Below are 25,308 nucleotides of genomic sequence, written 5' to 3' on the forward strand. Positions count from 1 at the left end.
CATTAGATCGAACCTTACCGGCAGACGCCGGAGTCGTCATCAAAAAAAGGCTAATCACCCACAAAATGTGGGAGAGGCAGGATCCGCATAAGCGGTATTTCGCTGAGAACGCAGGATCTGGGGGTTACCAGTTGTCCTTGAACCATTTGATCGCCCTCCGAAGCGAGCGGGCGGGGTACCGCTCGGCCGGGATCTCGAAATCCCACCACTCGTCCTGCGGATGGGCCGCGAAGAGGCACAGCCCCACGGCCGAGGAAAAGCCCGGCCCGGTGACCTGCTGGGGCAGCCCCTGCACCCGGAGCGGACGGCCGAGGCGCACGCGCTGGCCGAGGATGCGCGCAGCCAGCCCGTCGAGGCCGGGGATCTGGCTGCCGCCGCCGGTGATCACGATCTGCTGGCTCGGCAGATGCTCGAAACCCGCCGCATCGAGCCGCGCGCGCGCCTCCTCGAGGATCTCCTCGACGCGGGGTCGCATGATGCCGATCAGTTCGGCGCGACTCACCGTGCGGCGGTCCTTGTCCCAGTCGCCGGTGTCGGCGCCGATGTCGATCATCTCGCGGTCGTCCATGCCGGTGGCCACCACGCCCCCGTGCAGGGTCTTGATCTTCTCGGCCGTCGCCAGCGGCACCTGCAGGCCCTTGGAAATGTCCGACGTCACATGATCGCCACCCATGCGGACCGAGTCGGCAAAGATCATGTGCTTCTTGATGAAGATCGAGATGCCAGTCGCGCCTCCACCCATGTCGATGCAGGCGGCACCCAGTTCCTGCTCATCCTCGACAAGGCTCGAGATGCCCGAGACGTAAGCCGACGAGGCGATCCCGGCCAGTTCCAGATCGCACCGCTTGATGCAGTGCAGCAGGTTCTGGATCGCGTCGGCCTCGACGGTGAGGAGGTGCATGTCCACCGCCAGCCGGTTGCCGATCTGCCCGCGCGGATCGCCAAGGCCGGTGCGGTGGTCCAGCGCGAAGTTCACGGGCTGGGCGTGCAGCACCTCGCGCCCCGGCCCGAAATCAGGCACGTCGCAGGCCGCCATGACTCGGGCCACATCCTGCTCGGTCACGACCGAATCCTGCAGTTCCCACTCGCCGGCCAGCCCGTAGCTTCGCGGATCGGCCCCGGCAAAGCAGGCGATGACGTGATCCACCCGGACGTTCGCCATCTTCTGCGCCGCCTGAACGGCCGTGCGGATCGCGCGCTCGGTCTCGTTCATCACCGAGATCTCGCCGAAATGCACCCCGCGCGAGCGGGTGGTGGCCGCGCCGATCACCCGGAACGAGGACTGGCCGGCCATCGGGCCCACCCCGTCATGTTCCCGCAGCCGGTCCGGCCCGTCGAAGCGCAGGATCAGGCAGGTGATCTTGGACGAGCCCACATCGAGGATCGCGATCACCCCCCGCTGCATCGCGGCTCGGCGCATGTTCCGCATGGCGCGCTGGGACTGGTAGAGATCGGTCATAGGTCGCTTCCACTTGTATCAATGCCCCGCGCGCGGCGGACTTCCCGCAGTGCGTAGGGCGCAAGCCGCAGCACGGGACGGTCCTTGATGCGCAGGTCGACGGAAATCACGTCGCGGTCCAGCAGATCCTCGGCTTCGTCGAGCGCGATCATCCGCTCGACGGCCGCCACGGGGTCCTCGACGGGCAGCAGAACGCGCTGCCCGCGGTCGAGCACGATGTCCCAGCGCCGCTCGCCCATGCGGACGAGCCCGCGGACCCGGTTCAGGATCGGGCGCGCGGCGGACAGGATCTCGAGCGCCTCGGGAACGGCGCGCTCGGCCCCCTCGCCCGCGATCACGGCCAGGTCGGCGCGCTCGCTGCGGAAGGCGAGATCGTCCACCCGCCGGCCGGTCTCGTCGAGCAGCACGAGATTTGCGGCCCGGCGCCAGATGATCGAGGGCTCGCGCTCGGTCACCCGCACCTCGAGCACCCCGCCCGAGCGCACGCGCACATCGGCCTGCGCCACCGCGTCGATGCTCTCGATCCGGGCGCGGGCGGCGGTCAGGTCGATGTCGAACGAGCTGAGCGGCAGCTTGAGCGCCAGCGTCGCGCGGATGCGGTCCGACAGTTCGGGCGAGGCCCCATCGACGGCGAGCAGCGTCACCATGAACTCGGGGCGTTGCTGGAAGCTGTCCACCAGCCCGGTGAAGGACCCCGCGATGGCGGCGCGGCGGTCGGCGCTGGCGAAGATCAGCGCGATCACCAGAACGACGCCAAGGATGGGCAGCCCCACGCGCAGCGAGGTGCGGAACAGCGGCGTCAGCCAGAGCCGCTGCGCGCGATAGGCCCAGCGGGAGGGTGCGGGATCGCGGCGGCCGGGGTCGCGGCGCGGTGGCGGGGCGCCTCTGGGATCGCGTCGGCTGGGCGGAAAGCTCAACGATTGCACGAGGCGTCCTCCACCATCCAGGCGCAGAACTCGGGGAAGGAGAGACCGCAATGGGCCGCCTGCTCGGGCGAGAGCGAGGTGGGCGTCATGCCCGGCTGGGTGTTGGTCTCGAGCAGGATCAGCCCTTCGGCCCCGCGCGCCTCGTCCCACCGCAGGTCCGACCGCGAGATGCCCCGGCAGCCGAGCGCGCGATGGGCGCGCAGCGCGATATCCAAACAGGCGTCGCTGATCTCGGCGGGAAGGTCTGCAGGCACCACGTGCCGCGATCCGCCCGGGCGATACTTGGCGTCGTAGTCATACCAGCCGTCGGTCACGATGTCGGTCACCGCAAGGGCCCGGTCGCCCATCACGGTCACGGTCAGCTCGCGCCCCGGAACGTAGGTCTCGACCATCAGATCGCGCGGCATGTCGGGCGCAAGGCGCGGCGGGCCGTTGGCATCCGCCTGCACGATATAGACCCCCACCGAGGACCCTTCGCAGTTCGGCTTGACCACATAGGGCGGCGGCAGGACATGGCCCGCCTGCACCTCGTCGGGGGTGGCTATGACGCTTTGCGTGACGGGCAGGCCGGCCGCGGCAAAGACTTCCTTCGCCCGCGCCTTGTCCATCGCCAGCGCCGAGGCCAGCACGCCGGAATGGGTATAGGGAATGCGCAGCCACTCGAGCAGGCCCTGCACGCAGCCATCCTCGCCCCAGCGGCCGTGGAGCGCGTTGAAGACCGCATCGGGCTGCACTTCGGCAAGCACGCGGGCGAGGTCGGGGCCGGCATCGACCTCCGTCACCTCATAGCCTGCGTCCCTCAGGGCCGCGCTGCACGAATGACCCGACGAAAGCGACACCTCGCGTTCGGACGAGGCCCCACCCATCAGCACAGCAACCCTGGGGAACGTCCTGCCGGACCGTCCCGCCATGTATCTCTTCCGCCTCAGCCGCGTCCTGAAGACGCGTTATTATTGTTTGTTAACGGGCTCTTCGCCGACCCGCATGATTTCCCACTGTAGCTCTATTCCCGAGCTTTGGAAAACCCTTTTTATCACTTCCTCTCCCAAACCTTCGAGATCGGCCGCCGTGGCGCCGCCCGCGTTGATCAGGAAGTTCGAGTGCATCTCGCTCATCTGGGCGCCGCCGCGGCGCGCACCGCGCATCCCGGCCTCGTCGATCAGCTTCCAGGCCTTCAACTCATGCGTGTCGTCGGCCCGGCCCGTGGAGGAGAATCCCGCCGGATTGCGGAAGGTGGAGCCCGCGCTCCGCTCGCGCGTGGGCTGGCTCGAATCACGCCGCGCGATCTGCTCGTCCATGCGGCGGGCCAGCGCCGCCGGATCGCCGGCCTCGGCCCGGAAGGTGGCCTCGACCAGCACCCAACCTTCGGGCAGCCGGCTCTGGCGGTAGGCAAGGCCCAGATCGGCGGCCGGCAGCGTCACCGCCCTGCCCTCGCGCGTGATGGCCCGCACCTCGATCAGATGGTCGGCGACATAGCTGCCGTAGCAGCCCGCGTTCATCCGCACCGCCCCGCCGATCGTGCCGGGGATCGTGCGCAGGAAGGTCAGGTCGCGCCCCGCCTCGGCCGCACGGCGCGCCACATGGGCATCGAGCGCCGCGGCCCCCGCGATCACGCGCTCGCCCTCGACCCGGATGCCGTTGAAACCGCGGCCCAGGCGGATCACCACCGCGCGCAGCCCCCCGTCGCGGACGATGAGGTTCGAGCCCACCCCCATCGGAAAGACCGGCACCGCCGGATCGAGCGCCGCAAGAAAGCTGGCCAGATCCTCCTCATCGGCGGGCTGGAACAGCCAGTCGGCCGGCCCGCCCACGCGAAGCCATGTCAGATCGGCAAGCGGCCGCCCCTCGGTGAGGGTGCCGCGGACGGGTGGCATCATTCGGCATGCTCCGGCGGGCGGCGACGCAGGCGGATCAGGAACCGGCCCACCGGCCAGTAGAGGCTCGCCGAGCCCAGGATCAGCGCCAGCATTCCCAGGACGGGCCCGTGCCGGTAGGTCACCCAGCCCAGAAGCGGGATGCCCACGGCCACGAGCAGCGCAAGTCCCGTCCGGTGCAGGCGCACGGGCAGGTGCGCCGCCGCCAGCGCGGCCACCACCCAGAGTCCCGACAGGATAAGCGGCGCGCCCATCATCACCGGCGGCTCACGCCGCCCTCCCCATCAGCCGTGCAGGCAGGTTGTTGGCCCAGACCGAGATCGTGCCCGCCCCGAGGCAGACGACCATGTCGCCCGGCCGGGCCTGCTCGCGCACCAGACGCTCGAGATCGTCCTCGCACAGGATGGCGCGCGCGTGCCGGTGGCCGTGGGCGATCAGCCCCGCCACCAGATCGTCCCGGCTCGCCCCCGCGATCGGGGTCTCGCCCGCGGCATAGACCTCGGCGATGGCCACCACGTCGGCCTCGTTGAAGCAGGTGCAGAAGTCGTCGAACAGCGAGTGCAGCCGGCTGTAGCGGTGCGGCTGATGCACCGCGATCACCCGCCCCTTCACCGCCTGCCGCGCCGCCCGGAGAACGGCGGCGATCTCGACCGGATGGTGGCCATAATCGTCGATGATGGTCACGCCGCCGACCTCGCCCACCTTGGTGAAGCGCCGGTTGACGCCGCCAAAGGCGGCCAGAGCCTCGCGGATCTCGTCCTTCTTCATCCCGAGGTGCCGCGCCACGGCCACCGCCGCCAGCGCGTTCGAGACATTGTGGTCGCCCGGCATCGGCAGCGTCATGCCCTCGATGACGCGCCCCTCGCCCTCGCCCTGCAGCGCCACGTCGAAATGCGCGGTACCGTTCTCGTAGCGCAGGTTGATCGCGCGCACGTCGGCCTGCGCGTTGAAGCCGAAGGTCACGATCCGCCGGTCGGTGACGCGGCCCACCAGCGCCTGCACCTCGGGGTGGTCGGTGCAGCAGACGGCCAGCCCGTAGAAGGGGATGTTGGTGACGAAGTCGTAAAAGCCCTTGCGCAGCGCGTCGAACGAGCCCCAGTGCTCCATGTGTTCGGGATCGATGTTGGTCACGATGGCGATGGTGGCGGGCAGGCGGTTGAACGAGCCGTCCGATTCGTCGGCCTCGACCACCATCCACTCGCCGGCGCCCGCGCGCGCGTTCGAGCCATAGGCGTGGATCACGCCGCCGTTGATGACGGTGGGATCGAAGCCGCCCTTGTCCAGCAGCGTCGCCACCATCGTCGTCGTGGTGGTCTTGCCGTGGGTGCCCGCGATCGCGATGTTCGAGCGCAGGCGCATCAGTTCCGCCAGCATCTCGGCGCGGCGCACCACGGGCAGGCCACGGCGGCGGGCCTCCTCAAGCTCGGGGTTGCCCTTCTTGATCGCGGACGAGATCACCACCACACCGGCGTCGCCGAGGTTCTGCGCGCGCTGGCCCTCGAAGAAGGTGGCGCCGAGGCTGACCAGCCGGTCGGTGATCTTCGAGGCCTTGGCGTCCGAGCCCTGCACCCGATAGCCCAGCGTCATCAGCACCTCGGCGATCCCCGACATGCCGATGCCGCCGATCCCGACGAAATGGATGGGGCCGAGTTCCCCCGGCAGCTTGGTTGCGGCGTTCATGTCTCTTTCCTTGCCAGATGCTCCACCACCTCGACCAGACGCTCGGTGGCATCGGGGCGGCCGTGGGCCAGCGCATTGCGCGCCATCTGCCGCGCCGCCTCGGGCTGCGACAGCACCGCGGCGATGTGCTCCGAGAGCGCGCCGGGGTCAAGCGCCGATTCCGGGATGAGGATCGCGGCCTCGGCCTCGACGAGGCCGCGCGCGTTCGCGGTCTGGTGGTCGGCGGTGGCGGCCGCGAAGGGCACGAGGATCGCGGGCCGGCCGATGATCGAGATGTCGGCCACCGACGAGGCGCCCGAACGCGAGACCACCAGCTGCGCCTCCGAGAGGCGGCGCGGGATGTCGGTGAAGAAGGTCTTCACCTCGGCCAGAAGCCCCGCCGCGTCATAGGCTTCGGTCACGCGCGCCACATCCTCTTCGCGGGCCTGATGGGCGATGCGGAGATTGCCGAGGATCTCGCGCGGCAGGCGCGCGATGGCCTCGGGCACCACGTCCGACAGGATCCGCGCCCCCTGGCTGCCACCGATGACGACCAGGCTCATCGGATAGTCGCCGGGGGTGATGTAGGGGGCCGCCGCCCGCTCGAGCACGGCGGCGCGCACGGGGTTGCCGGTGTAATAACCCTCGACCCCCTCGGGCAGATCGGTGGGCCAGGTGCCGCAGCAGACCGCATCCACCCGCGGCGCAAAGAGCCGGTTCACCCGGCCGAGCACGCCGTTCTGTTCATGGATCATCCGCGGCAGGCGCAACGTGACGGCCGCTGACAGCGCGGGGATCGACGGATAGCCGCCGAAGCCCACCACCACCGCGGGCCGGTCGCGCAGGAAGCCCACTACGGCCGAGGCGACGCCCGCCGCGATGCGGGCCGGCACCAGCGCCCGGGCCAGCGCCCCGCCGCGCGCGAAGGTGGCCGAGCTGACCTGGTCGATCTCGACCACATGGGGAAAGCCCCCGGCATAACGGGCGCCGCGCGCGTCGGTGGACAGCTTCACGCGCCAGCCGCGGCGGACCATCGCCTCGGCCAGGGCCTGAGCAGGGAACATGTGCCCCCCCGTCCCTCCCGCCGCGATCAGGAGGAGCGGCTGGCCCATGTCACCGCCCCCGCTTGAAGAGGATGTCGCCGATCTCGCCCTGCGGCCGGGTCCGGGTCATGGCAAGCAGCATCCCCACCGTGACGCCCGCCGCGATCACCGACGAGCCGCCGTAGCTGACGAAGGGCAGCGTCATGCCCTTGGCGGGCAGCAGACGCACCGCCACGCCCATGTTGATCATCGCCTGCACGCCGAAGATGCAGGCAAGCCCGGTGCCCGCCAGCCGGATGAAGGGGTCGCGCTCGCGCATCAGGCGGAAGAGGCTCCGCACCGTCACCGTGCCGTAAAGCGCGATGATGCAGAGCACGAGGATCAGCCCGTATTCCTCGGCCGCGACCGCGATGATGAAGTCGGTGTGCGCGTCGGGCAGCGACCATTTCACCTGCCCCTCGCCCACGCCCACGCCGAAGAAGCCGCCCTCCTGGATGGCGTTCGTCGCATAGCCGAGCTGGGTGCGCGGATCGACCTCGGGCGTCAGGAAGCCGTCGATCCGGCGCGCGAAATGCTCGGACGAGTTGTAGGCGAAGAAGGCGCCCGCACCTACCAGCCCCATGATGATCGCGATCAGCGTCATGGGCGCGCCGGCCACGAAATACATCACGCTCCAGCTGAACAGGACCAGCGCCGCCTGACCAAAGTCGGGCTGCATGGCCAGAAGCAGCACGATCACCGTCGTCAGCGCGAAGGAAAAGCTCTTGCCCGGCGGGCCGTTCAGCTCCTGGCTCGCGGCCATCAGCCAGGCGCCGAGGATCACGAAGCCGGGCTTGAGGAACTCGGACGGCTGCACCGAGGCGAAGCCGAACGAGAACCAGCGCACCGCGCCCTTGCCGAAGTCGGTCCCGAAGAAGGGCAGCAGCAGCAGCGCCACGAAGGCGCCTGCAAATCCCACCACGCCCAGCCGGCGCACCATGTCGGGCGACATCATCGAGACGGCGAACATCGCCAGGATGGCCATGCCGCCGAAGAAGGCCTGCCGCTGCACATAGTAGAACGGATCCAGCCCGTTGCGCGTCGCCAGCGGCACCGAGGCCGCAAGGCCGAGCAGCAGCCCGATCCCGAACAGCACCAGAATCGACGTGAGCGACCACTTGTCGATGGTGCGCCACCAGCGGGGAAGAACCGGCTCGGTCGCCCGAACGGGCATGGAGCCATAGACCATCTCAGTCATGGGAAAAATCCGCCTGCACTGCCTCGTCCGCCCGTTTGCCGGGTCTGGTGAAAACTCTAGCCAAATCTTCCGTTCAAGGCCAGCGGAAAGGCGGCCTCCGCCGGGATCGGCCCGCTCAGCCCGAGGCGGTCAGGCGCGCCTTGATCCCCTCGAACCGGGCGAGGCTTTCGGCGGGCCAATGGGCGCTGCGCCGGTAGTAGCCCTCCATCGCCGGCACGCGGTCGTCGAGGACGACCCAAGGCAGCCGCGTCGCGGTGTAGATGTGGATGTCGGGCGGGCAGGCCTCGGGCGTGTCGAGGGCGCCCACCCGCACGAAGGCCATCAGACGCCCAGTCCCCCCGTAGTGGCTCCAGAGGGCGGTCCGGCAGGACGGGCAGCGAGCCACCTCCTGCCCCTGACCCGAGGCCGAGGGGATCGTCCCCATCTCGGGCGCGCCCTGCAAAAGGCTGACGCGCTCGGTCTCGATCAGCGCGTTCAGCGCAAAGGCGCTGCCGGTCTCGCGCTGGCACCAGCTGCAGTGGCAGCAATGGACGAACAGAGGGCGCTCCGTCAGCCGGTAGCGGACCTCGCCGCAGGTGCATCCGCCTTCCATGATCCCCTCCCCTGTCAAAGAAGCGCCTTCACCCGCTCCATGAAATCCTCGCCGCGCTTCTCGAAGTTCGGATACTGGTCGAAGCTCGCGGCGGCCGGGGCCAGCAGCACCACCTCTCCCGGCTGCGCCTCCTCGGCCGCGCGGGCGACCGCCCGGTCCATCGTCTCGCAGATCTCGTGGTCCGTCGCCCCCATCTGCAGCGCGAAGTCCCGCGCCGAATGGCCGATGAGATAGGCCTTCACCACCGCCTCGAGATGCGGACGCAGCGCCGCGATCCCGCCATCCTTGCCCAGGCCCCCCGCGATCCAGCGGATCTTCGGGAAGGCCTGCAGCGCCTTGGCCGCGCTGTCCACGTTCGTCGCCTTGGAATCGTTCACGAAGCGCACGCCGTTTCGCTCGCCGACCAGCTGGCTCCGGTGCGGCAGCCCCTTGAACGAGCCGAGCGCCTCCTCGATCTGGCGCGGCGCAAGACCCAGCGTCCGGCAGGCGGCGTAGGCGGCGCAAGCGTTCTGGTGGTTGTGCGCGCCGGGCAGGCCCGGCATGGCGCGCAGGTCGATCGAGGCCATCTGCCGACCCTTGCGCCATTCCGCCAGAAAGCCCTTGCGGGCAAAGACCGACCAGCCGAACCGCTCGAGCTTCTGGCCGGCCGAGATGCGGATCACCCGGTCGTCCTCGGGCGCGACCGACAGCTGGCCCGCGAGATAGAGGCCCTCGGGCTCGTCCACGCCGATCACGGCCCGGTCCGGCCCCCCTTCGGCAAAAAGCCGGCGCTTGGCCGCGAAATAGCCGCCCATCCCGCCGTGGCGGTCCAGATGGTCGGGTGAGAGGTTGGTGAAGACCGCCACATCCGGCGTCAGCGCGCGCGCCAGATCGGTCTGGTAGGAGGAGAGTTCCAGCACCACCACCTCGCCGTCGCGGGCCGGGTCGAGATCGAGGACACCCCGGCCGATGTTGCCCGCCATCTGCGTGGGCCGCCCGCTCTCGGCGAGGATGTGATGGATCAGCGCGGTCGTGGTGGACTTGCCGTTCGAGCCGGTGACGCACACCACCCGCGGCATCTGGTCGAACGCGTCCCAGTCGCGCGTGGCAAAGCTGCGGAAGAAGAGGCCGATGTCATTGTCCACCGGCACGCCTGCGGCCATCGCGCGGGCGATCACCGGGTTCGGCGCGGGATAGAGATGCGGAATGCCGGGGCTGGTCACAAGCAGCGCCACGCCCTCGAAGGCCCGATCGCGCGTGAGATCCGTGGCGGCGAAGCCCTGCGCCTCGGCATTGGCCCGCGCCTCGGGACTGTCGTCCCAGAGGAGCGGTTCGGCGCCCCCGGCTCGCAGCGCGCGGGCGGTGGCAAGGCCCGAGCGGCCAAGGCCCAGCACGGCCACCTTTCGGCCCTCGAGGCCACGGACGGGAATCATTCTGGCGCATCCTTCTGCAGGTCGGGCCGGAGAATGAAGCCGGATGCGGAGAGGTGCAAGGCGCCGCCCTCCCCCCCCCTCCGGCCGGGCCCGCCCCGCAGGCCGGTCAGACCGACAGTTCGTTGTCCACCGAGCGCACGCCCGGAACGCGCGCCGCACGCTCGGCCGCGCGCTCGCGATCCTCGGCGCTGCCCGCACTGCCGCGCAGGATGACCGTGGCCCCCCGCACCTCGATCGAAAGATCGGTCACGTCGATCCCGGGATCGTCCTCGAGCACCGCCGTCACCGCCTCGGCCAGATCGGCCACCGGGGCCGCTTCGCCGGTATCGTCCGACAGATCCTCGTCTTCCAGCGCCTCTTCCTCGGCGGCCTCCTCATCCTCGGTCGCGGGCTCGGCCGGATAGGGCTCGTCGCCCTCCCATTCCGTGGTGCTGTCGAACTCGCGCCAGCCCTGATGCGCGGCATCCTCGTCCGACAGGCCGATGTCGTGGCTGTGGCGGGTCACGGCATCCGGCGGCGGGTCCACGTCGTAGCCCGAGGCGTCGGTGCGGCCGGTATCCTCGATGTCGCGCTCGGGCTCGGACTCACGGTCGGCCATCGTGGCCGAGCCGGGCCGCGCCGCATCGCCGGTGGCGTAGGGATCCTTCGGGTCGCCTTCCTCGGGACTCTCGTGCGGCGCCTTTGCCATGTCGTTCTCCTCGTGTTGCGGCAGGAAAACGGACGGCGGGGCGGGCTTGTTCCCGAACAGAAAAACGCCCGGCAGGGCCGGGCGCGAAAGGTCTGAAAGGGCGGGCCCCTCAGCGCAGCTTGAGCGTCGAGAGGCCGATCAGGGCGAGGATCAGCGAGATGATCCAGAAGCGGATCACGATCTGCGGCTCGGCCCAACCCTTCTTCTCGAAATGGTGGTGGATCGGGGCCATCAGGAACACGCGCCGCCCGGTGCGCTTGAAATAGAGCACCTGGATGATGACGGACAGCGCCTCGGTCACGAAGAGGCCGCCCACGATCGCCAGCACGATCTCGTGCTTGGTGCAGACCGCGATCGCACCCAGCGCGCCGCCAAGCGCCAGAGAGCCCGTATCCCCCATGAAGACCGCGGCCGGAGGGGCGTTGTACCACAGGAAGCCCAGCCCCCCGCCCACGAGCGCCGAGGTGAAGATCAGCAGTTCCCCGGTGCCGGGCACGAAATGGACGCCGAGATAATCGGTCAGGTTGAAGTTGCCGACCACATAGGCGATCACGCCGAGCGTGGTGCCCGCGATCATCACCGGCATGATGGCCAGCCCGTCGAGCCCGTCGGTCAGGTTCACCGCATTGGCCGCGCCCACGATCACCACCATGGCGAAGGGCACGAAGAACCAGCCGAGATTGACCAGCGCATCCTTGAAGAAGGGCATGGCCAGCTGAAGCGTCAGGTTCGGCGGATGGAACCATGCGGCCGCCGTGGCAGCGATGGCGGCAATCGCAAGGCCGATCAGGAAGCGCACACGCCCCGAAACGCCCTTGGTGTTCTGCTTCTTGACCTTGGCATAGTCGTCGGCAAAGCCGATCAGTCCGAAGGCCACCGTCACCAGCAGCACGATCCAGACGTAGGGGTTGTCGAGCCGCGCCCACAGAAGGGTCGAGACCACCAGCGACGAGAGGATCAGCAGCCCCCCCATCGTGGGCGTGCCGGCCTTGACGAAATGGGTGGCCGGCCCGTCGTCGCGGATCGGCTGGCCCTTGCCCTGCTTGCGGCGCAGGAAGTCGATCAGCGGACGGCCGAAGAGGAAGCCGAAGATCAGGGCGGTGAAGAAGGCCGCTCCCGCCCGGAAGGTCAGGTAGCGGAACAGGTTGAAAATGTCGCCGCCATCGGAGAAGGCGGTCAGGGTGTACAGCATCTACTCGGCCCCTCGGGTCCTGGATGGGCCGGACTGACCCAGTTTGCGGAGCGCGTCAACCACCAGGCTGACCTTGATCCCCTTCGAGCCCTTCACCAGCACGATGTCGCCGGCATCGACCAGCAGCCGCGCCCTCGGCACCAGCTCGGCCGCCGTCTCGACCCACTCGCCGCGCTGGCGGCGGGGCAGCGCCTCGTGCAGGGCCCGCATCCGCGGCCCGACGCAATGGACAAGCGCGATGCCGGCCAGCGCAGGGTGCTCGGCGATGGCCCGGTGAAGCTCGGCTTCGGTCGGGCCCAGCTCGAGCATGTCGCCGAGAATCGCGATGCGCCGCCCGGTCGAGATGCGCCCCACCCCGTCGGTCGGCGCCATCGCGGCCAGCAGCTCGAGACTGGCCGCGACCGAGGCCGGGTTGGCGTTGAAGGCATCGTCGATCAGGTCGAAGCCTGCCTCGTCCACCGGATCGAGGGCGATGCGCTCGCGCGTGCCGCGCCCGGCGGGCGGCGACCAGAGGCCGAGATCGCAGGCGGTGATGGTGAGGTCGAGGCCCAGCGCCTCGGCGGCGGCCAGCACGGCGAGCGCGTTGGCCGCGAAATGCCGCCCCGGCGTCAGCACCTTGAAGAGAAAGGTCCGGTCGGCGTGGCTGGCGCGGGCGATGGTGGCCTCGGGCGTGATCTGGATGTCGGAGAGGCGCCAGTCGGCCGCGCCGGACTGGCCGAAGGTCACGGCCGGCACGCCGAGCGCCGAGGCCCGCGCCGCCAGGACCGGCGTCACCTCGAGATCGGCGGGCAGGATCGCGAGGCCTCCGGGCTCGAGCCCCTCGAGGATCGCGGCCTTTTCTTCGGCAATGGCCGCGACGCTCTCGAAGGCCTCGAGATGGGCGGGGGCGACCGTGGTGATGAGCGCCAGATGCGGACGGGCCAGGCGCGCGAGCGGCGCGATCTCGCCCGGATGGTTCATGCCGATCTCGATCACGGCAAAATCGACGTCGGCCGGCATCCGCGCGAGCGTGAGCGGCACGCCCCAGTGGTTGTTGTAGGAGGCCTCGGCGGCATGGACCGTGCCTTGCCCGCGCAGCGCCGCGCGAAGCATCTCCTTGGTCGAGGTCTTGCCGACCGAGCCCGTCACGCCGACCACGCGGGCGCGGGTCCGCGCGCGGGCGGCGCGGCCGAGGGCTGCAAGCGCCTCGAGCACGTCGGGGACGAGGAGAAGGGGTGCGCCTTCGGTCAGGCCTTCGGGGACCCGCGAGACGAGGGCCGCGGCGGCCCCGTTGGCCAGCGCCTGGGCCACGAACTCGTGGCCGTCGCGCTGGTCCTTCAGCGCGACGAAGAGGTCGCCCGGGCGAAGCGTGCGGCTGTCGATCGAGACGCCGGTCGCGGCGAAGGCGCGGGTGGCGCGGCCGCCCGTGGCGGCCAAGGCCTCGTCGGAGGTCCAGAGGGGGGTCATGGCGTCAGGCCCTGTTGCCGGCGGAGACGGGGGGCCAGCCCCCCGCGCCCCCCGGGATATTTCTGCGAGAATGAAGACAAGGGGACAGGCTCATATCAGCCCGTCCAGGGCCGCGGTGGCGATGCTGGCCTGTTCGGCGTCGTCGAAGGGGAAGATGTCGGTGCCGACGATCTGGCCGGCCTCGTGGCCCTTGCCGGCGATCAGCAGCGCGTCGCCCGGCGTCAGCGCATCCACGCCGCGCAGGATGGCCTCGGCCCGGTCGCCGACCTCGTGCGCCTCGGGGCAGGCCTCGAGGATGGCGCGGCGGATCGTGGCGGGATCCTCGGTGCGGGGGTTGTCGTCGGTGACATAGAGCACGTCGGCATGGTCGGCGGCGGCGCGGCCCATCAGCGGGCGCTTGCCGCGGTCGCGGTCGCCGCCGGCGCCGAAGACCACGATGATACGGCCCATCACATGCGGGCGCAGCGCCTTGAGGGCGGTTGCGAGCGCGTCCGGCGTGTGGGCGTAATCGACGAAGACCGAGGCACCGTTGCGCCTGGTGGCGGCCAGCTGCATCCGGCCGCGCACGCCCTGAAGCTGCGGGAAGGTGGCGAAGACCCGCTCGGGCGCGTCGCCAGCGCCGATGGCGAGACCCGCGGCCACCGCGACGTTCCAGGCCTGGAAGCCGCCGATCAGCGGCAGGCGGGTCAGGTGCGGCGTGCCCTGCCAGGAGAAGCGCAGGTCCTGGCCGGTGGCGTCGAACCGCTGCGACAGGAGGCGGAGGTCGGCCTCGGGATGAAAGCCGGTGCCGATCACCCTCTGGCCGCGGTCGCGCGCGAGGGCGGCGATCTCGGGGCCCCGGGGATCGTCGAGGTTGACGACCGTGGTGCCTTCGTCGGGCAGGACGCGGGTGAAGAGGCCCGCCTTGGCGGCGAAATAGGCCTCGAAGGTTTCGTGATAGTCGAGATGATCCTGGGTGAAGTTGGTGAAGCCCGCGGCGGCCAGATGCACCCCGTCGAGGCGGCGCTGCTCGAGCCCGTGGGAGGAAGCCTCCATCGCGGCATGGGTGACGCCGGACGCGGCCGCCTCCGAGAGCAGGCGGTGGAGCGTGATCGGCTCGGGGGTGGTGTGGGCGGAGGGGGCGGCAAAGGCGCCCTCGACGCCGGTCGTGCCGATGTTGATCGCCGCATGGCCGAGCGCCGTCCAGATCTGGCGGGTGAAGGTCGCGACCGAGGTCTTGCCGTTGGTTCCCGTCACCGCGACCATGGTGGCGGGCTGGCGGCCGAACCAGAGCGCGGCCGCGCCGGCGAGGGCCTGACGGGGATCCTCGGCCACGATCAGCGCGGCCGTCGAAGCCTGGAGCGCCTCGCGCGCGAGGGCGGCGCCCGCGGCGTCGGTGAGGATCGCGCGTGCGCCCGCGGCAAGGGCCGCCGGCACGAAGGTCGCGCCGTGGCTGACGGATCCGGGCAGCGCCGCGAAGAGGAAGCCGGGGCGAAGTTGCCGGCTGTCAACCGCCAGCCCCCGGACGGTGATCTCGGCCCCGCGGCCGCCCACGGGCGTGAGCCCGAGCGCCGAGAGTGTTGCGTCGCGATCCGCCATCTGCCGCGGTCTCCCTGTCAGTTGCGGACCGCTGTTACCCGATTCACGGCAGGGGCTTCAACCTTGGGTCGCAGGCCGAGGAGGGGCGCCGTGCGGCGGATGATCTCGGCCGCGACGGGAACCGCGGTGTAGCCGGCCGTCCGGCGCGGCTGGGGCCCGGAGGTCTCGACCGGCTCATCGAGCGTCACGATCAGCACATATTGCGGATCGGAGGCGGGGAAGATCGAGGCGAAGGTGTTCACGACCTTGTCGCTGTGATAGCCGCCGCGCGGGTTCGGCTTGTCGGCGGTGCCGGTCTTGCCCGCCACCTCGTAGCCCACCACGTCGCCGTAGGACGCGGTGCCGCGCGTCACCACCTGGCGCAGCATCGACAGCGAGTCGCGCGCGACCTCGGGGCGCATCGCGCGCTCGCCCTGCGGGCGGTTCTCCTGGTGGACGAGGGTGGGCCGGACCGTGATCCCGCCGTTCGCGATCGTGCCATAGGCGGCGGCGAGATGCATCGGGCTTGCCGCGAGGCCGTGGCCGTAGGAGGTGGTGATCGTGGTGATCTCGGGCCATTTGGCGGGCACCAGCGGGCGGGCGTAGGGCGCCTCGATCAGCTCGACCGGGGTCGGATCGAAGAAGCCCAGCGACTTGAGGAAGGCCTGCTGGCGCAGCCCGCCGATCTGCAGCGCGAGCCGCGCGGTTCCGACGTTGGAACTCTTGACGATGACATCGGTCGCGGTGAGGAGCGGGCCGTAATTGTGGTTGCGAAACTCCTTGATCAGGAAGCGGCCCCAGCGCATCGGCGCGTTGGCATCGACCAGCGTCTGGGCGTTCACCAGCCCCAGTTCCATCGCCTGAGCCACGGTGAAGATCTTGAAGGTCGAGCCCAGCTCGTACACGCCCTGCACCGCCCGGTTGAAGAGCGGGCTGTCGCCGGGATCGGCGGTCTTCTCGACCAGTGGCGTGGGGCGGTCGTTCGGATCGAAGTCGGGCAGCGAGACCATGGCCAGGATCTCGCCGCTCCGGGCCTCCATCAGGATGGCCGCGGCGCCCTTGGCGTTCATCATCGTCTTGCCGGCGCCGAGAACCTCGGTGATGGCCGCCTGAACGGTCAGGTCGATCGAGAGGGCCAGCGGCTCGCCCGCCATGGCCGGATCCCGAAGGCGCGCGTCGAGCGCCTTCTCGATGCCCGCGGTGCCGATCACTTCGGCCGAATGGACGCCTTCGGCGCCAAAGCTCGCGCCGCCCAGCACATGGGCGGCCAGCCGGCCGTTGGGATAAAGCCGCATCTCGCGCGGGCCGAACAGGAGGCCCGGATCGCCGATGTCATGCACCTGCTGCATCTGCTCGGGCGAGAGCTTCTTGCGGATCCACAGGAAGCGCCGGCCGTCGGTGAACCGCTTGACCAGATCCTCTTCCTTCAACTCGGGGAAGATGCCGGCCAGTTCACGGGCAACGCGCACCGGATCGACCATGTCGTGCGGATGGGCATAGAGCGAATGGGTCAGCAGGTTCGTGGCGAGGATGCGGCCCGCGCGGTCGGTGATGTCGGCGCGCTGGTTCAGGATCTCGGCCCCCGTGGCCGCGGCGCGCGGCTCCATCGGCTGGGTCGAGGCCAGAAGGCCCATGCGGGCGCCGATCACCGAAAAGGCGAGGAAGAAGCTGAGGCCGAGCAGCAGCAGCCGGCCCTCGGCGCGGTTGCGGGCCTTGTCGCGCATCGCCTCGTGGCGGAGGCGGCGGTTCTCGCGCTCGATCGAATCGGGGTTCTCGCCCTTGGCGCGGGCTTCAAGGATGCGGGCGAGCGGACGTAGCGGCGTGCGGATCACAGCGGCTCTCCCACTTCGCCCGAAATGTCGCCCGGCCGCAGGTCCTGCGGCTCGAGCACCTGAAGTGGGTCGGGCGGATAGGACACCTGGGCGGGCGTCCCGAACTGCGCCGCCTCGAGCGGCAAGAGGCCGAGCCGGTCGAAGTTCAGCGCCGCCAGTTCGCGCAGCCGATCCGGCCGGTTCAGATAGGCCCATTCCGCGCGCTGCACCGACAGTGCCTCGCGCAGACCCGCGATCTCGCGGTTGAGCGCCGACACATCCTTGAGCGCCTGCTGCGTGGCGTAGTTCTCGCGGTAGGCCCAGAAGGCCAGGCTCATCACGGCGAGGAAGGTGAGGACATAAAGCACGGGGCGCATTCAGCGACGTCCTTTCTTCGGGATGAGCGGCATTCCGAGCGCCTGCGAATCGACCGGGCCGGCGGGGGCATCGGTGCGCACGCCCACGCGCAGCCTCGCCGACCGGGCGCGGGGATTCTCGGCGAGTTCCGCCTCGTCGGGGCTGATCGCACGGCGCAACGGCAGAGTGAAGCGCGCGGCTTCCGTGCGGGTCTCGGGGGCGTAGCGGTTGCCCTGCCCCTCGCCGCCCGACCGCAGCTGGAGGAACCGCTTCACGATCCGGTCCTCGAGGCTGTGGAAGGTCACGACGGCCAGCCGCCCGCCGGGCTTCAGCGCGCGTTCGGCGGCCTCGAGCCCCTCGACCAGTTCGGAAAACTCGGCGTTCACGGCGATTCGGATCGCCTGGAAGCTGCGGGTGGCCGGGTGCATCTGGCCGGGCTTGGGCCGCGGCAGGCAGCGGGCCACGATCTCCGCCAGGTGCAGGGTGCGGGTGATGGGGCCGGCCGCGCGCGCCTCGACGATGGCGCGGGCGATGCGGCGCGAGGCGCGCTCCTCACCATAGTGGTAGAGGATGTCGGCCAGCGTCTCCTCGGAGGCCTCGTTGACCAGATCGGCCGCGCTTTCGCCCTGCTGGCTCATGCGCATGTCCAGAGGCCCGTCCTTCTGGAACGAGAAGCCGCGGTCGGCCTGATCCAGCTGCATGGACGAGACGCCGAGATCCAGCACCACCCCGTCGAGCGGCTCGCCCGCATAGCGGTCAAGTTGCGAGAAGGTGCCGGCGACCAGCCGCAGCCGGTCGCCATAGGCGCCGGCCCAGTCCTGCGCCATCTCGAGCGCCAAGGGATCGCGGTCCACGCCGATCACCCGGTCCGCCCCGGCCTCGAGGAGACCGCGCGCATAGCCGCCTGCGCCGAAGGTGCCGTCGAGCCAGACGCCCGATACGGGCGCCACCGCCGCCAGCAGCGGGCGCAGCAGCACCGGGATGTGGGGCCGGCGCCCGGTCTCGGCCGCGGCCATGGCTCAGAGCCCCGTCTCTTCGAGCAGCGAGAGCATGTCGGCGCCCGGAGGCAGGATCACCTCCTCTTCGGCGGCCAGCTCGGCGGCGTAGGTGTCGGCCTTCCAGATCTGGAACTTGTTGAGCGTGCCGGCAAAGGTCGCCTCGGTGCCGCCCTTGAGCTCGTCGGGGGTGATGCCGAGCTTTTCGCGGCCCTTGGGCGGCAGCACGATCCGGCCGTCCTCGTCCAGCTCCATGTTGAGCGCGAGGGTGATCATGTTGCGTTCCAGATAGCGGCGCCGGGGCGTGCCCATGGGGAGCGCGCGGATCCGTTCCTCGATCCGGTCCATCTCGGTCATGGTGTAGCATTCGACGTAGGAGCGGTCGCCGCCATAGACGAGGACGAAGCTGGCCCGGCCGCCGGAGTATTTGGGATCCCCGGCCTCGATCACACGACGGAAGGAGGCCGGGATAGACACCCGCGCCTTGGCGTCAACCTTCTGGTTGTATTCGCCTCTGAACGCCTCCGCCACGGCCTTTCGGCTCCTTCACTGCCCTGTCCCGCACCGACCGGCGCATCGCCGGGGCCGGAAACGAAAGCGGCGGATCGAGCGGCTGCCACTGCCCGATCCGCCGTGCCTGTCCCATCGCTGGGTGTCCAACTGCGCACACACACCTGGGGGGATGTCTGCTCGCATGCGCGCCGGATCTGTCATTGGATGAAAGCGGGTGCCTGTATGAAGCCTGCTTTTCGCCTGTTCGGGGTCTGTCGCCCCTGTTCACTGTCCCGTTCTCATCTCGTGAACTAGGGATGCCATGGGATTTCATGGGACGCAATGGCCTGTTGAGGTGGAGGGTGCGCGGCAGGCGGTATCTGGCCTGTCATGCAGTGGTTAACGGGGCAGCGTTGCGTGCTGCGCAACCCAACATATCGGGAAGGCGTACGCAGATCCTCCGAAATATGGTGCGAGAAGTTAACAACGGCCCGTCCCACGCTTTCCCGAAGGATCGGCAGGATGAAGCCATTTTGTCACAGGGCAGGAAAATTTGGCGCGCCCTTCCGAGCCGGAGCGGCCCGAATCGCGCCTTTGTGACGAACCTTGATTCGTCGGCATCGGCGCCTGACACCTGTGTTCACGGGTTTGCGAGCGAGTGCCAGACGTGCGGTGCCGCATCCGGTCGCTTTCCGGTCCGGCTGTGGCCTTGAAGATGCAGTCCGGGGAAAGGACGCTGCCGCCTCGCGTCCCATGCTTTCCCATCGTCGCGCCGGGCGCCCGGGCCGCTCCCACGATTTCCCGGAACGGAGGGGGCGCCGGATGTGGCGGCGCCCCGGCCTCTCAGGCCATGCCGCCTTCGACGAGACGCCGGGCGAGCGCCGCATAGGCCTCGGCGATCGGCCCCTCTCCCGCCGCGACGGGGCGGCCCTCGTCCCCGGCCAGCCGGACCGAGAGATCGAGGGGCAACTCGCCCAGGAAGGGCACCTCAAGTCGCCGCGCCTCGTCGGCCACTCCGCCATGACCGAAGATGTGCGCCTCGTGGCCGCAGTTCGGGCAGACATAGGTGGACATGTTCTCGATCAGCCCGAGGACCGGCGTCTTCAGCTTGCGGAACATGTCGAGGGCCTTGCGCGCATCCAGCAGCGCCACATCCTGCGGGGTCGAGACGACGATGGCGCCCGTGACCTGCGTGCGCTGGCAGAGCGTGAGCTGCACGTCGCCGGTGCCGGGCGGCAGGTCCACGATCAGCACGTCCAGCTCACCCCAGGCCACCTGCCCCAGAAGCTGCTGGAGCGCGCCCATCAGCATGGGCCCGCGCCAGATCACCGCCTCGTCCTCCTTCAGCATGAGGCCGAGCGACATCATCGTGACGCCGTGCGCCTGGGGCGGCAGGATCGTCTTGCCGTCGGGCGAGGCGGGGCGGCGATTCACTCCCATCATGCGCGCCTGCGAGGGCCCGTAGATGTCGGCGTCAAGAAGCCCCACCCGACGCCCCTGCCGCGCAAGCGCCACCGCAAGGTTCGACGAGACGGTGGACTTGCCCACGCCGCCCTTGCCGGAACCTATCGCGATGATCCGGTCGATGCCCACGATCCGCTGCGGCCCCGCCGCCTGCGGCGAGGGGTGCTGGCCGATCTTGAGCGAGGGCGCGGGCGCTGCCGGGCCGTGCGCCGTCATCACCGCCTGCACGGCCGCCACGCCCGGCAAGGCGCGAAGCGCCCGTTCGGCCTCGAGTCGCGCGGGTTCGAGCGCGCGGGCGGCCTCGGCGCTGGGGGCCTCGATCACGAAGCGCACCCGCCCCTCCTCGACCGAGAGCGCGCGAATCAAATCTCTCGAAACGAGCGTGCCCCCGTCCGGCAGCGGGATGCGGTCGAGGACCGCGAGAATGGAGTCGCGAGCAACCGGCATGGCCTTCTCCTTCAGATGCAGGCGGGCCCTACCTTGCAGGACCTGCCGCAAAGGACAAGCCCGGCTCCCGATTTCGCTTGCCAAACAGGCAAACCGCCTGCAGGGGCGCCGGAAACGCGGTCGTGAAGCCATGCAGACGCCGCATGGCAGCATTGCCGACGCGACGCATTGTGCAGATGCAGCAAATGGCTCATGTTTGCCCTAACAGCGCGACGGCATCGTCACGATCGGAACCGGTCCGCGCACTATCGACGAACCTGAGGCAGATGAAATGGCTTACGCTAACACCACCCGTATCGGGCACCACGGTCTGGGCGACCGTGTCTCGGCCCTGGTGGCTTCGGTGAGACTTGCGCTTGCACGGCGCCGGATCTACCGGCAGACGGTGCGCGAACTGAACGGTCTGACGACCCGTGAACTGGCCGACCTCGGCATCCATCGCTCGATGATCACCCGCGTCGCGATGGAAGCCGCCTACGGCAACTGAGTTTCCTGCGAGGTCCCACCTCCTCCCGGGGCCTGTAGCAGCAGCGGCGACGCCTCTCCTCCTCCCTGGTGTCGCCGTCCTTTCTTCCGAAGCGCAAGCTTCACCGACGTTCGAAAGGCCCCTCCTCCTCCCTGGGCCGATCGCAACCGCAGCGACCCCCTCCTCCTCCCTGGGGTCGCTGCACCAGATACGGGCATCGGGCCTTGCGCCCCCTGCCCACCGGGCTTCGGCACTGCACCTCCTCCCGCGGTGCCGATGACCAGGCGGCGGCTCCCCTCCTCCTCCCTGGAGCCGCCGCACCCTCTTCGGGATCGGGCCCTGGCCCCGTCCCACCGGGCTTCGGCGCTGCACCTCCTCCCGCGGCGCCGATGACCAGGCGGCGGCTCCCCTCCTCCTCCCTGGAGCCGCCGCACCCTTTTCGGGCCGGACGTTCCCTCGCCGGCCCTGTCCGAGCGGCGGTGCCTTTCCCCAAAGGCGCCGCCGTTTGTCTTTTGCCCCCATGCAGCTTCCGGCTTGCAGCCGGCGACACGCCGGGCATAGTCGCGGCCGTTCGCGGGGGCACATCATGCGGCTTTCACTTCTTTCGGCGGCCGTGGTGGCCGCGCTTGTCGGCTATGGCTCGACCATCGCGCTGGTGCTGGCCGCCGCGGCGGCGGCGGGCGCAAGCGAGGCGCAGACGGCAAGCTGGGTGCTGGCGCTCTGCCTGGGCAAGGCGGTGGGCAGCGCGTTCCTGAGCTGGCAGAGCCGCGTTCCGGTAGTGCTGGCCTGGTCCACGCCCGGCGCGGCGCTGGTGGCCGCGAGCGAAGGCGTGACGATGGCCGAGGCCGCGGGCGCCTTCGTTCTGGCGGGCGGGCTGATCGCCTTGACCGGGGCGCTCCGTCCGCTTGGCCGCGCGGTGGCGCTGATCCCCGACGGCATTGCGGCCGGGATGCTGGCGGGCGTGCTGCTGCCCTTCTGCCTCAAGCTCGCCGGTGCGGCCGAGGCGCTTCCGCTGCTGGTGCTGCCGGCGGTGGCAGTCTTCGCGCTGGTGCGGCTCTGGAATCCGGCCTTTGCGGTGCTGGCCGCGCTTGCGGGCGGCACCGCGCTGGCCTTTGCCGGAGAGGCCGCGCTGCCCGCGATCCCGCTTGCCTTGCCGACGCTGGCCCTCATCGTGCCCGAGTTCGATGCGGCGGCCCTGATCGGGCTGGGCCTGCCGCTCTATTTCGTGACGATGGCCTCGCAGAACCTGCCGGGCTTTGCGGTGCTGCGCGCCGCGGGCTACGAGCCGCCGGTGCGCAGCGCGTTGACGGTGACGGGCGGGCTGTCGGCCCTGATCGCGCCCTTCGGCGGCCATACGATCTCGATGGCCGCGATCACCGCGGCGATCTGCCTGGGCGATGAGGTGCACCCGGATCGCGGCCGTCGCTGGATCGTGGGCCTTGTCTATGCCGGCGTCTGGGTGGCGCTTGGTCTCTTTGGTCCGGCCATCCTCGCCTGCATCGCGGCCCTGCCGCCCGCACTGGTCGCGGCGCTGGTCGGGCTCGCGCTGCTGGGTCCGCTGACCGGGGCGCTGACGGCTGCCTTCGCCGTGCCCGATCAACGATTCGCGGCCGTGGTCACGCTGGCGGTCACGGGATCGGGCGTGGCGATCCTCGGGATCGGCGGCGCCTTCTGGGGCCTTGCGGCCGGGCTGGCCGTTCACGCGATGGAGCGGGCGGCGCGCCGGGCCTGAGCCTCAGAACGGGATGTCATCCGCCTGATGCGCGGCCACGACAAAGCGCGCCACGATCTTCTTCGGCCCGGCCTTCTCGAAATCGACGTCGAGCTTGTCGCCCTCGATCCCTTGCACGATCCCGTAACCGAACTTCTGGTGGAAGACGCGATCGCCCTCGGAGAAGGCCGAGACCGCCTCGAGGTCGATGGTCACATGGCGGGATTCGCGCGGCTGGGCCATGGGCCGGCTGGTCGCGCGGTCCTGCATCCGCTTCCAGCCCGGAGAGGCATAGACATCCGCCCGCACCGCACGGCTTTCCAGCGACGAGGCCATGCCCGCCGCGCCGTAGCCCCCGCCATAGAGGCCGGGCGGCGTCAGCACCTCGACATGGGCCGCGGGCAGCTCGTCGATGAAGCGCGAGGGCAGCTGGCTTTGCCACTGGCCATAGACACGGCGGTTGGCGGCAAAGGAAATGGTGCAGAGCTGCTCGGCGCGGGTGATGCCGACATAGGCCAGCCGGCGTTCCTCCTCGAGACCGCGCAGGCCGCTCTCGTCCATCGAGCGCTGCGAGGGGAACAGCCCGTCCTCCCACCCCGGCAGGAACACGACCGGAAACTCGAGCCCCTTGGCGGCGTGAAGCGTCATGATCGTGACCTTGTCGGCCGCCTCCTCGGTCTCGTTCTCCATGATGAGGGCGACATGCTCGAGAAAGCCCTGAAGGTTCTCGAACTGCTCGAGTGCCTTGACCAGTTCCTTGAGGTTCTCCAGCCGTCCCGGCGCCTCGGGCGTCTTGTCGGCCTGCCACATCGCCGTGTAGCCCGATTCGTCGAGGATCTGCTCGGCCAGACGGATGTGGTCATGGTCGCGGTCGAGCGTGATCCCGTGCCAGCGGTCAACCCCCGCCACGAAGGCGCGGAGCTGCCCCGCCCCCTTTCCGCCGATGCCGCCGCGCGCCAGAATGCTGCGCGCGCCGTCAAGCAGCGAGGTGCCATGCGCCCGCGCCTCGCGCTGGATCTCCTGCTGGGCCTTGTCGCCAAGGCCGCGCTTGGGCTGGTTCACCACGCGCTCGAAGGCCAGATCGTCGTCGGGCGAGACCGCAAGGCGGAAGTAGGCCATCGCATCCCGGATCTCGAGCCGCTCGTAGAAGCGCGGCCCGCCGACCACGCGGTAGGGCAGGCCGATGGTCAGGAACCGATCCTCGAAGGCGCGCATCTGGTGCGAGGCCCGCACGAGGATCGCCATGTCGTCGAGCCGGAAGGGCCCGAGTTCGCCCCTGCCCCGCTGAAAGCTTTCGACCTCGTCGCCGATCCAGCGCGCCTCCTCCTCGCCGTCCCAGTGGCCGATGAGCCGGACCTTCTCGCCCTCCTCGCGCTCGGTCCAGAGGGTCTTGCCGAGGCGGCCCGCGTTCGTGGCGATCACGCCCGAGGCGGCGGCCAGGATATGCGGGGTCGAGCGGTAGTTCTGTTCCAGCCGGATCACCTGGGCGCCGGGGAAATCCTTCTCGAACCGCAGGATGTTGCCCACCTCGGCGCCGCGCCAGCCATAGATGGACTGGTCGTCATCGCCCACGCAGCAGATGTTGCGATGGCTCTGCGCCAACAGCCGCAGCCACATGTATTGCGCGACGTTGGTGTCCTGATACTCGTCCACCAGGATGTAGCGCAGCCAGCGCTGATACTGCGCCAGCACGTCCGGGTGGTTCTGAAAGATCGTCAGCACATGCAGCAGAAGGTCGCCGAAGTCGGTGGCGTTCAACTCGCGCAGGCGGGTCTGATACTGGTCGTACAGCTCGGTCCCGCGGTTGTTGTAGGCCAACGCCTCCGACGCGGGCACCTTGGCGGGCGTCCAGGCCCGGTTCTTCCAGTGGTCGATAAGGCCCGCCAGCATCCGCGCGGGCCAGCGTTTCTCGTCGATGTTGGCGGCCACGATCAGCTGCTTGAGCAGCCGCAGCTGGTCGTCGGTGTCAAGAATCGTGAAGTTCGACTTCAGCCCCACCAGTTCCGCGTGCCGGCGCAGGATCTTGACGCTGATCGAATGGAAGGTGCCCATCCAGGGCATCCCCTCGACCTGCCCCAGCATGCGCGCCACGCGATCCTTCATCTCGCGCGCGGCCTTGTTGGTGAAGGTCACGGCGAGAATCTCGTTCGGCCGGGCCCTTCCCGAATCGAGAAGATGCACGATCCGCGCCGTCAGCGCCTTGGTCTTGCCCGTGCCCGCCCCGGCCAGCATCAGGACCGGCCCGTCCAGCGCCAGGACAGCCTCGCGCTGCGCGGGGTTCAGATCCTCGAGATAGGGACGCGGGCGCGCCGCCATCGCCTGACGGCTGAGCGGCACGGCCGCCTCGAAGGCTTCGCTTTCATCGAACTGGCTCATGAACGGCAATCTAACCTGCCTCCGCCCCGAGTAAAAGAAGTGTTCTGCAATCGTTCGCGACGCCACCGCCGTTCCGCCGCCGGATCGGTCAAAATTTCTTTCCA

The 25,308-nt window shown here is 69.7% G+C and carries 22 protein-coding genes; 2 read left to right on the top strand and 20 right to left on the bottom strand.

What is annotated here, in order from left to right; translation table 11 throughout:
- Positions 1-124 precede the first annotated feature (124 nt).
- From ftsA to FG154_RS06545, 19 genes are all read right to left on the bottom strand, one after another.
- The gene (ftsA, locus tag FG154_RS06455; protein ID WP_011907752.1) at positions 125-1,459 is read right to left on the bottom strand and encodes a cell division protein FtsA; all 1,335 of its coding nucleotides are present in this window, start codon (positions 1,457-1,459) and stop codon (positions 125-127) included.
- Entirely contained in the window at positions 1,456-2,385 is a 930-nt protein-coding gene (locus FG154_RS06460) for a cell division protein FtsQ/DivIB (protein WP_145105580.1), read from the bottom strand. Before FG154_RS06460 ends, ftsA begins: the two co-directional genes overlap by 4 nt.
- Positions 2,373-3,296: a D-alanine--D-alanine ligase gene (locus FG154_RS06465; RefSeq protein ID WP_145105583.1), complete on the bottom strand. Its 924-nt coding sequence runs from the start codon at positions 3,294-3,296 to the stop codon at positions 2,373-2,375. Before FG154_RS06465 ends, FG154_RS06460 begins: the two co-directional genes overlap by 13 nt.
- A gap of 39 nt (positions 3,297-3,335) precedes the next feature.
- Positions 3,336-4,262, bottom strand: coding sequence for a UDP-N-acetylmuramate dehydrogenase (gene murB / locus FG154_RS06470; RefSeq protein WP_145105586.1), 927 nt, complete (start codon positions 4,260-4,262; stop codon positions 3,336-3,338).
- A complete protein-coding gene (locus tag FG154_RS06475; protein WP_145105589.1) occupies positions 4,259-4,513 on the bottom strand; it encodes a DUF2484 family protein in 255 nt (84 codons plus the stop codon). The genes murB and FG154_RS06475 overlap by 4 nt, the downstream gene beginning before the upstream one ends.
- Positions 4,514-4,526: 13 nt before the next feature.
- The gene (gene murC / locus FG154_RS06480) at positions 4,527-5,939 is read right to left on the bottom strand and encodes a UDP-N-acetylmuramate--L-alanine ligase (protein WP_145105592.1); all 1,413 of its coding nucleotides are present in this window, start codon (positions 5,937-5,939) and stop codon (positions 4,527-4,529) included.
- A complete protein-coding gene (locus FG154_RS06485) occupies positions 5,936-7,030 on the bottom strand; it encodes a UDP-N-acetylglucosamine--N-acetylmuramyl-(pentapeptide) pyrophosphoryl-undecaprenol N-acetylglucosamine transferase (protein ID WP_145105595.1) in 1,095 nt (364 codons plus the stop codon). The genes murC and FG154_RS06485 overlap by 4 nt, the downstream gene beginning before the upstream one ends.
- A 1-nt stretch (position 7,031) precedes the next feature.
- The gene (gene ftsW / locus FG154_RS06490; protein WP_145105598.1) at positions 7,032-8,198 is read right to left on the bottom strand and encodes a putative lipid II flippase FtsW; all 1,167 of its coding nucleotides are present in this window, start codon (positions 8,196-8,198) and stop codon (positions 7,032-7,034) included.
- 115 nt (positions 8,199-8,313) lie between these two features.
- Positions 8,314-8,790, bottom strand: a complete 477-nt coding sequence (locus FG154_RS06495; protein ID WP_145105601.1) for a GFA family protein — start codon at positions 8,788-8,790, stop codon at positions 8,314-8,316.
- Positions 8,791-8,804: 14 nt separating this feature from the next.
- A complete protein-coding gene (gene murD / locus FG154_RS06500) occupies positions 8,805-10,202 on the bottom strand; it encodes a UDP-N-acetylmuramoyl-L-alanine--D-glutamate ligase (protein WP_145105604.1) in 1,398 nt (465 codons plus the stop codon).
- A 106-nt stretch (positions 10,203-10,308) separates the two neighbouring features.
- The gene (locus tag FG154_RS06505) at positions 10,309-10,890 is read right to left on the bottom strand and encodes a BON domain-containing protein (RefSeq protein ID WP_145105607.1); all 582 of its coding nucleotides are present in this window, start codon (positions 10,888-10,890) and stop codon (positions 10,309-10,311) included.
- 109 nt (positions 10,891-10,999) lie between these two features.
- Entirely contained in the window at positions 11,000-12,082 is a 1,083-nt protein-coding gene (gene mraY / locus FG154_RS06510) for a phospho-N-acetylmuramoyl-pentapeptide-transferase (protein WP_145105610.1), read from the bottom strand.
- Positions 12,083-13,528 carry a UDP-N-acetylmuramoyl-tripeptide--D-alanyl-D-alanine ligase gene (locus tag FG154_RS06515; RefSeq protein WP_145105613.1) on the bottom strand — a complete coding sequence of 482 codons (1,446 nt, stop codon included), beginning with the start codon at positions 13,526-13,528 and terminating at the stop codon, positions 12,083-12,085.
- Positions 13,529-13,618: 90 nt separating this feature from the next.
- The gene (locus FG154_RS06520; protein ID WP_145105616.1) at positions 13,619-15,106 is read right to left on the bottom strand and encodes a UDP-N-acetylmuramoyl-L-alanyl-D-glutamate--2,6-diaminopimelate ligase; all 1,488 of its coding nucleotides are present in this window, start codon (positions 15,104-15,106) and stop codon (positions 13,619-13,621) included.
- 17 nt (positions 15,107-15,123) lie between these two features.
- Complete coding sequence (locus FG154_RS06525) at positions 15,124-16,917, bottom strand: peptidoglycan D,D-transpeptidase FtsI family protein (protein WP_145105619.1); 1,794 nt, start codon at positions 16,915-16,917, stop codon at positions 15,124-15,126.
- Positions 16,914-17,273 (bottom strand): cell division protein FtsL, encoded by a 360-nt coding sequence (gene ftsL / locus FG154_RS06530; protein WP_145105621.1) that lies wholly within the window; start codon positions 17,271-17,273, stop codon positions 16,914-16,916. The genes FG154_RS06525 and ftsL overlap by 4 nt, the downstream gene beginning before the upstream one ends.
- A complete protein-coding gene (gene rsmH, locus FG154_RS06535; protein WP_145105623.1) occupies positions 17,274-18,269 on the bottom strand; it encodes a 16S rRNA (cytosine(1402)-N(4))-methyltransferase RsmH in 996 nt (331 codons plus the stop codon).
- Between the two features lie 3 nt (positions 18,270-18,272).
- The gene (mraZ, locus tag FG154_RS06540) at positions 18,273-18,779 is read right to left on the bottom strand and encodes a division/cell wall cluster transcriptional repressor MraZ (RefSeq protein WP_145105626.1); all 507 of its coding nucleotides are present in this window, start codon (positions 18,777-18,779) and stop codon (positions 18,273-18,275) included.
- Positions 18,780-19,583: 804 nt separating this feature from the next.
- Positions 19,584-20,651, bottom strand: coding sequence for an Mrp/NBP35 family ATP-binding protein (locus FG154_RS06545; RefSeq protein WP_145105629.1), 1,068 nt, complete (start codon positions 20,649-20,651; stop codon positions 19,584-19,586).
- Between the two features lie 271 nt (positions 20,652-20,922).
- On the opposite strand from FG154_RS06545, the gene FG154_RS06550 reads away from it, so the two are divergent.
- Together FG154_RS06550 and FG154_RS06555 are read left to right on the top strand one after the other, a co-directional pair.
- A complete protein-coding gene (locus tag FG154_RS06550) occupies positions 20,923-21,138 on the top strand; it encodes a DUF1127 domain-containing protein (RefSeq protein ID WP_145105631.1) in 216 nt (71 codons plus the stop codon).
- A 565-nt stretch (positions 21,139-21,703) separates the two neighbouring features.
- Positions 21,704-22,849, top strand: coding sequence for a benzoate/H(+) symporter BenE family transporter (locus FG154_RS06555; protein WP_145105633.1), 1,146 nt, complete (start codon positions 21,704-21,706; stop codon positions 22,847-22,849).
- 3 nt (positions 22,850-22,852) lie between these two features.
- Here the strand turns inward: FG154_RS06555 and FG154_RS06560 are convergent, their stop codons facing one another.
- On the bottom strand, positions 22,853-25,204 hold the full coding sequence (locus tag FG154_RS06560; protein WP_145105636.1) for an ATP-dependent helicase: 2,352 nt from the start codon (positions 25,202-25,204) through the stop codon (positions 22,853-22,855).
- Positions 25,205-25,308: the final 104 nt, after the last annotated feature.

It is taken from the genome of Cereibacter sediminicola (assembly GCF_007668225.1).
GTDB classification, from domain to species: domain Bacteria; phylum Pseudomonadota; class Alphaproteobacteria; order Rhodobacterales; family Rhodobacteraceae; genus Cereibacter_A; species Cereibacter_A azotoformans.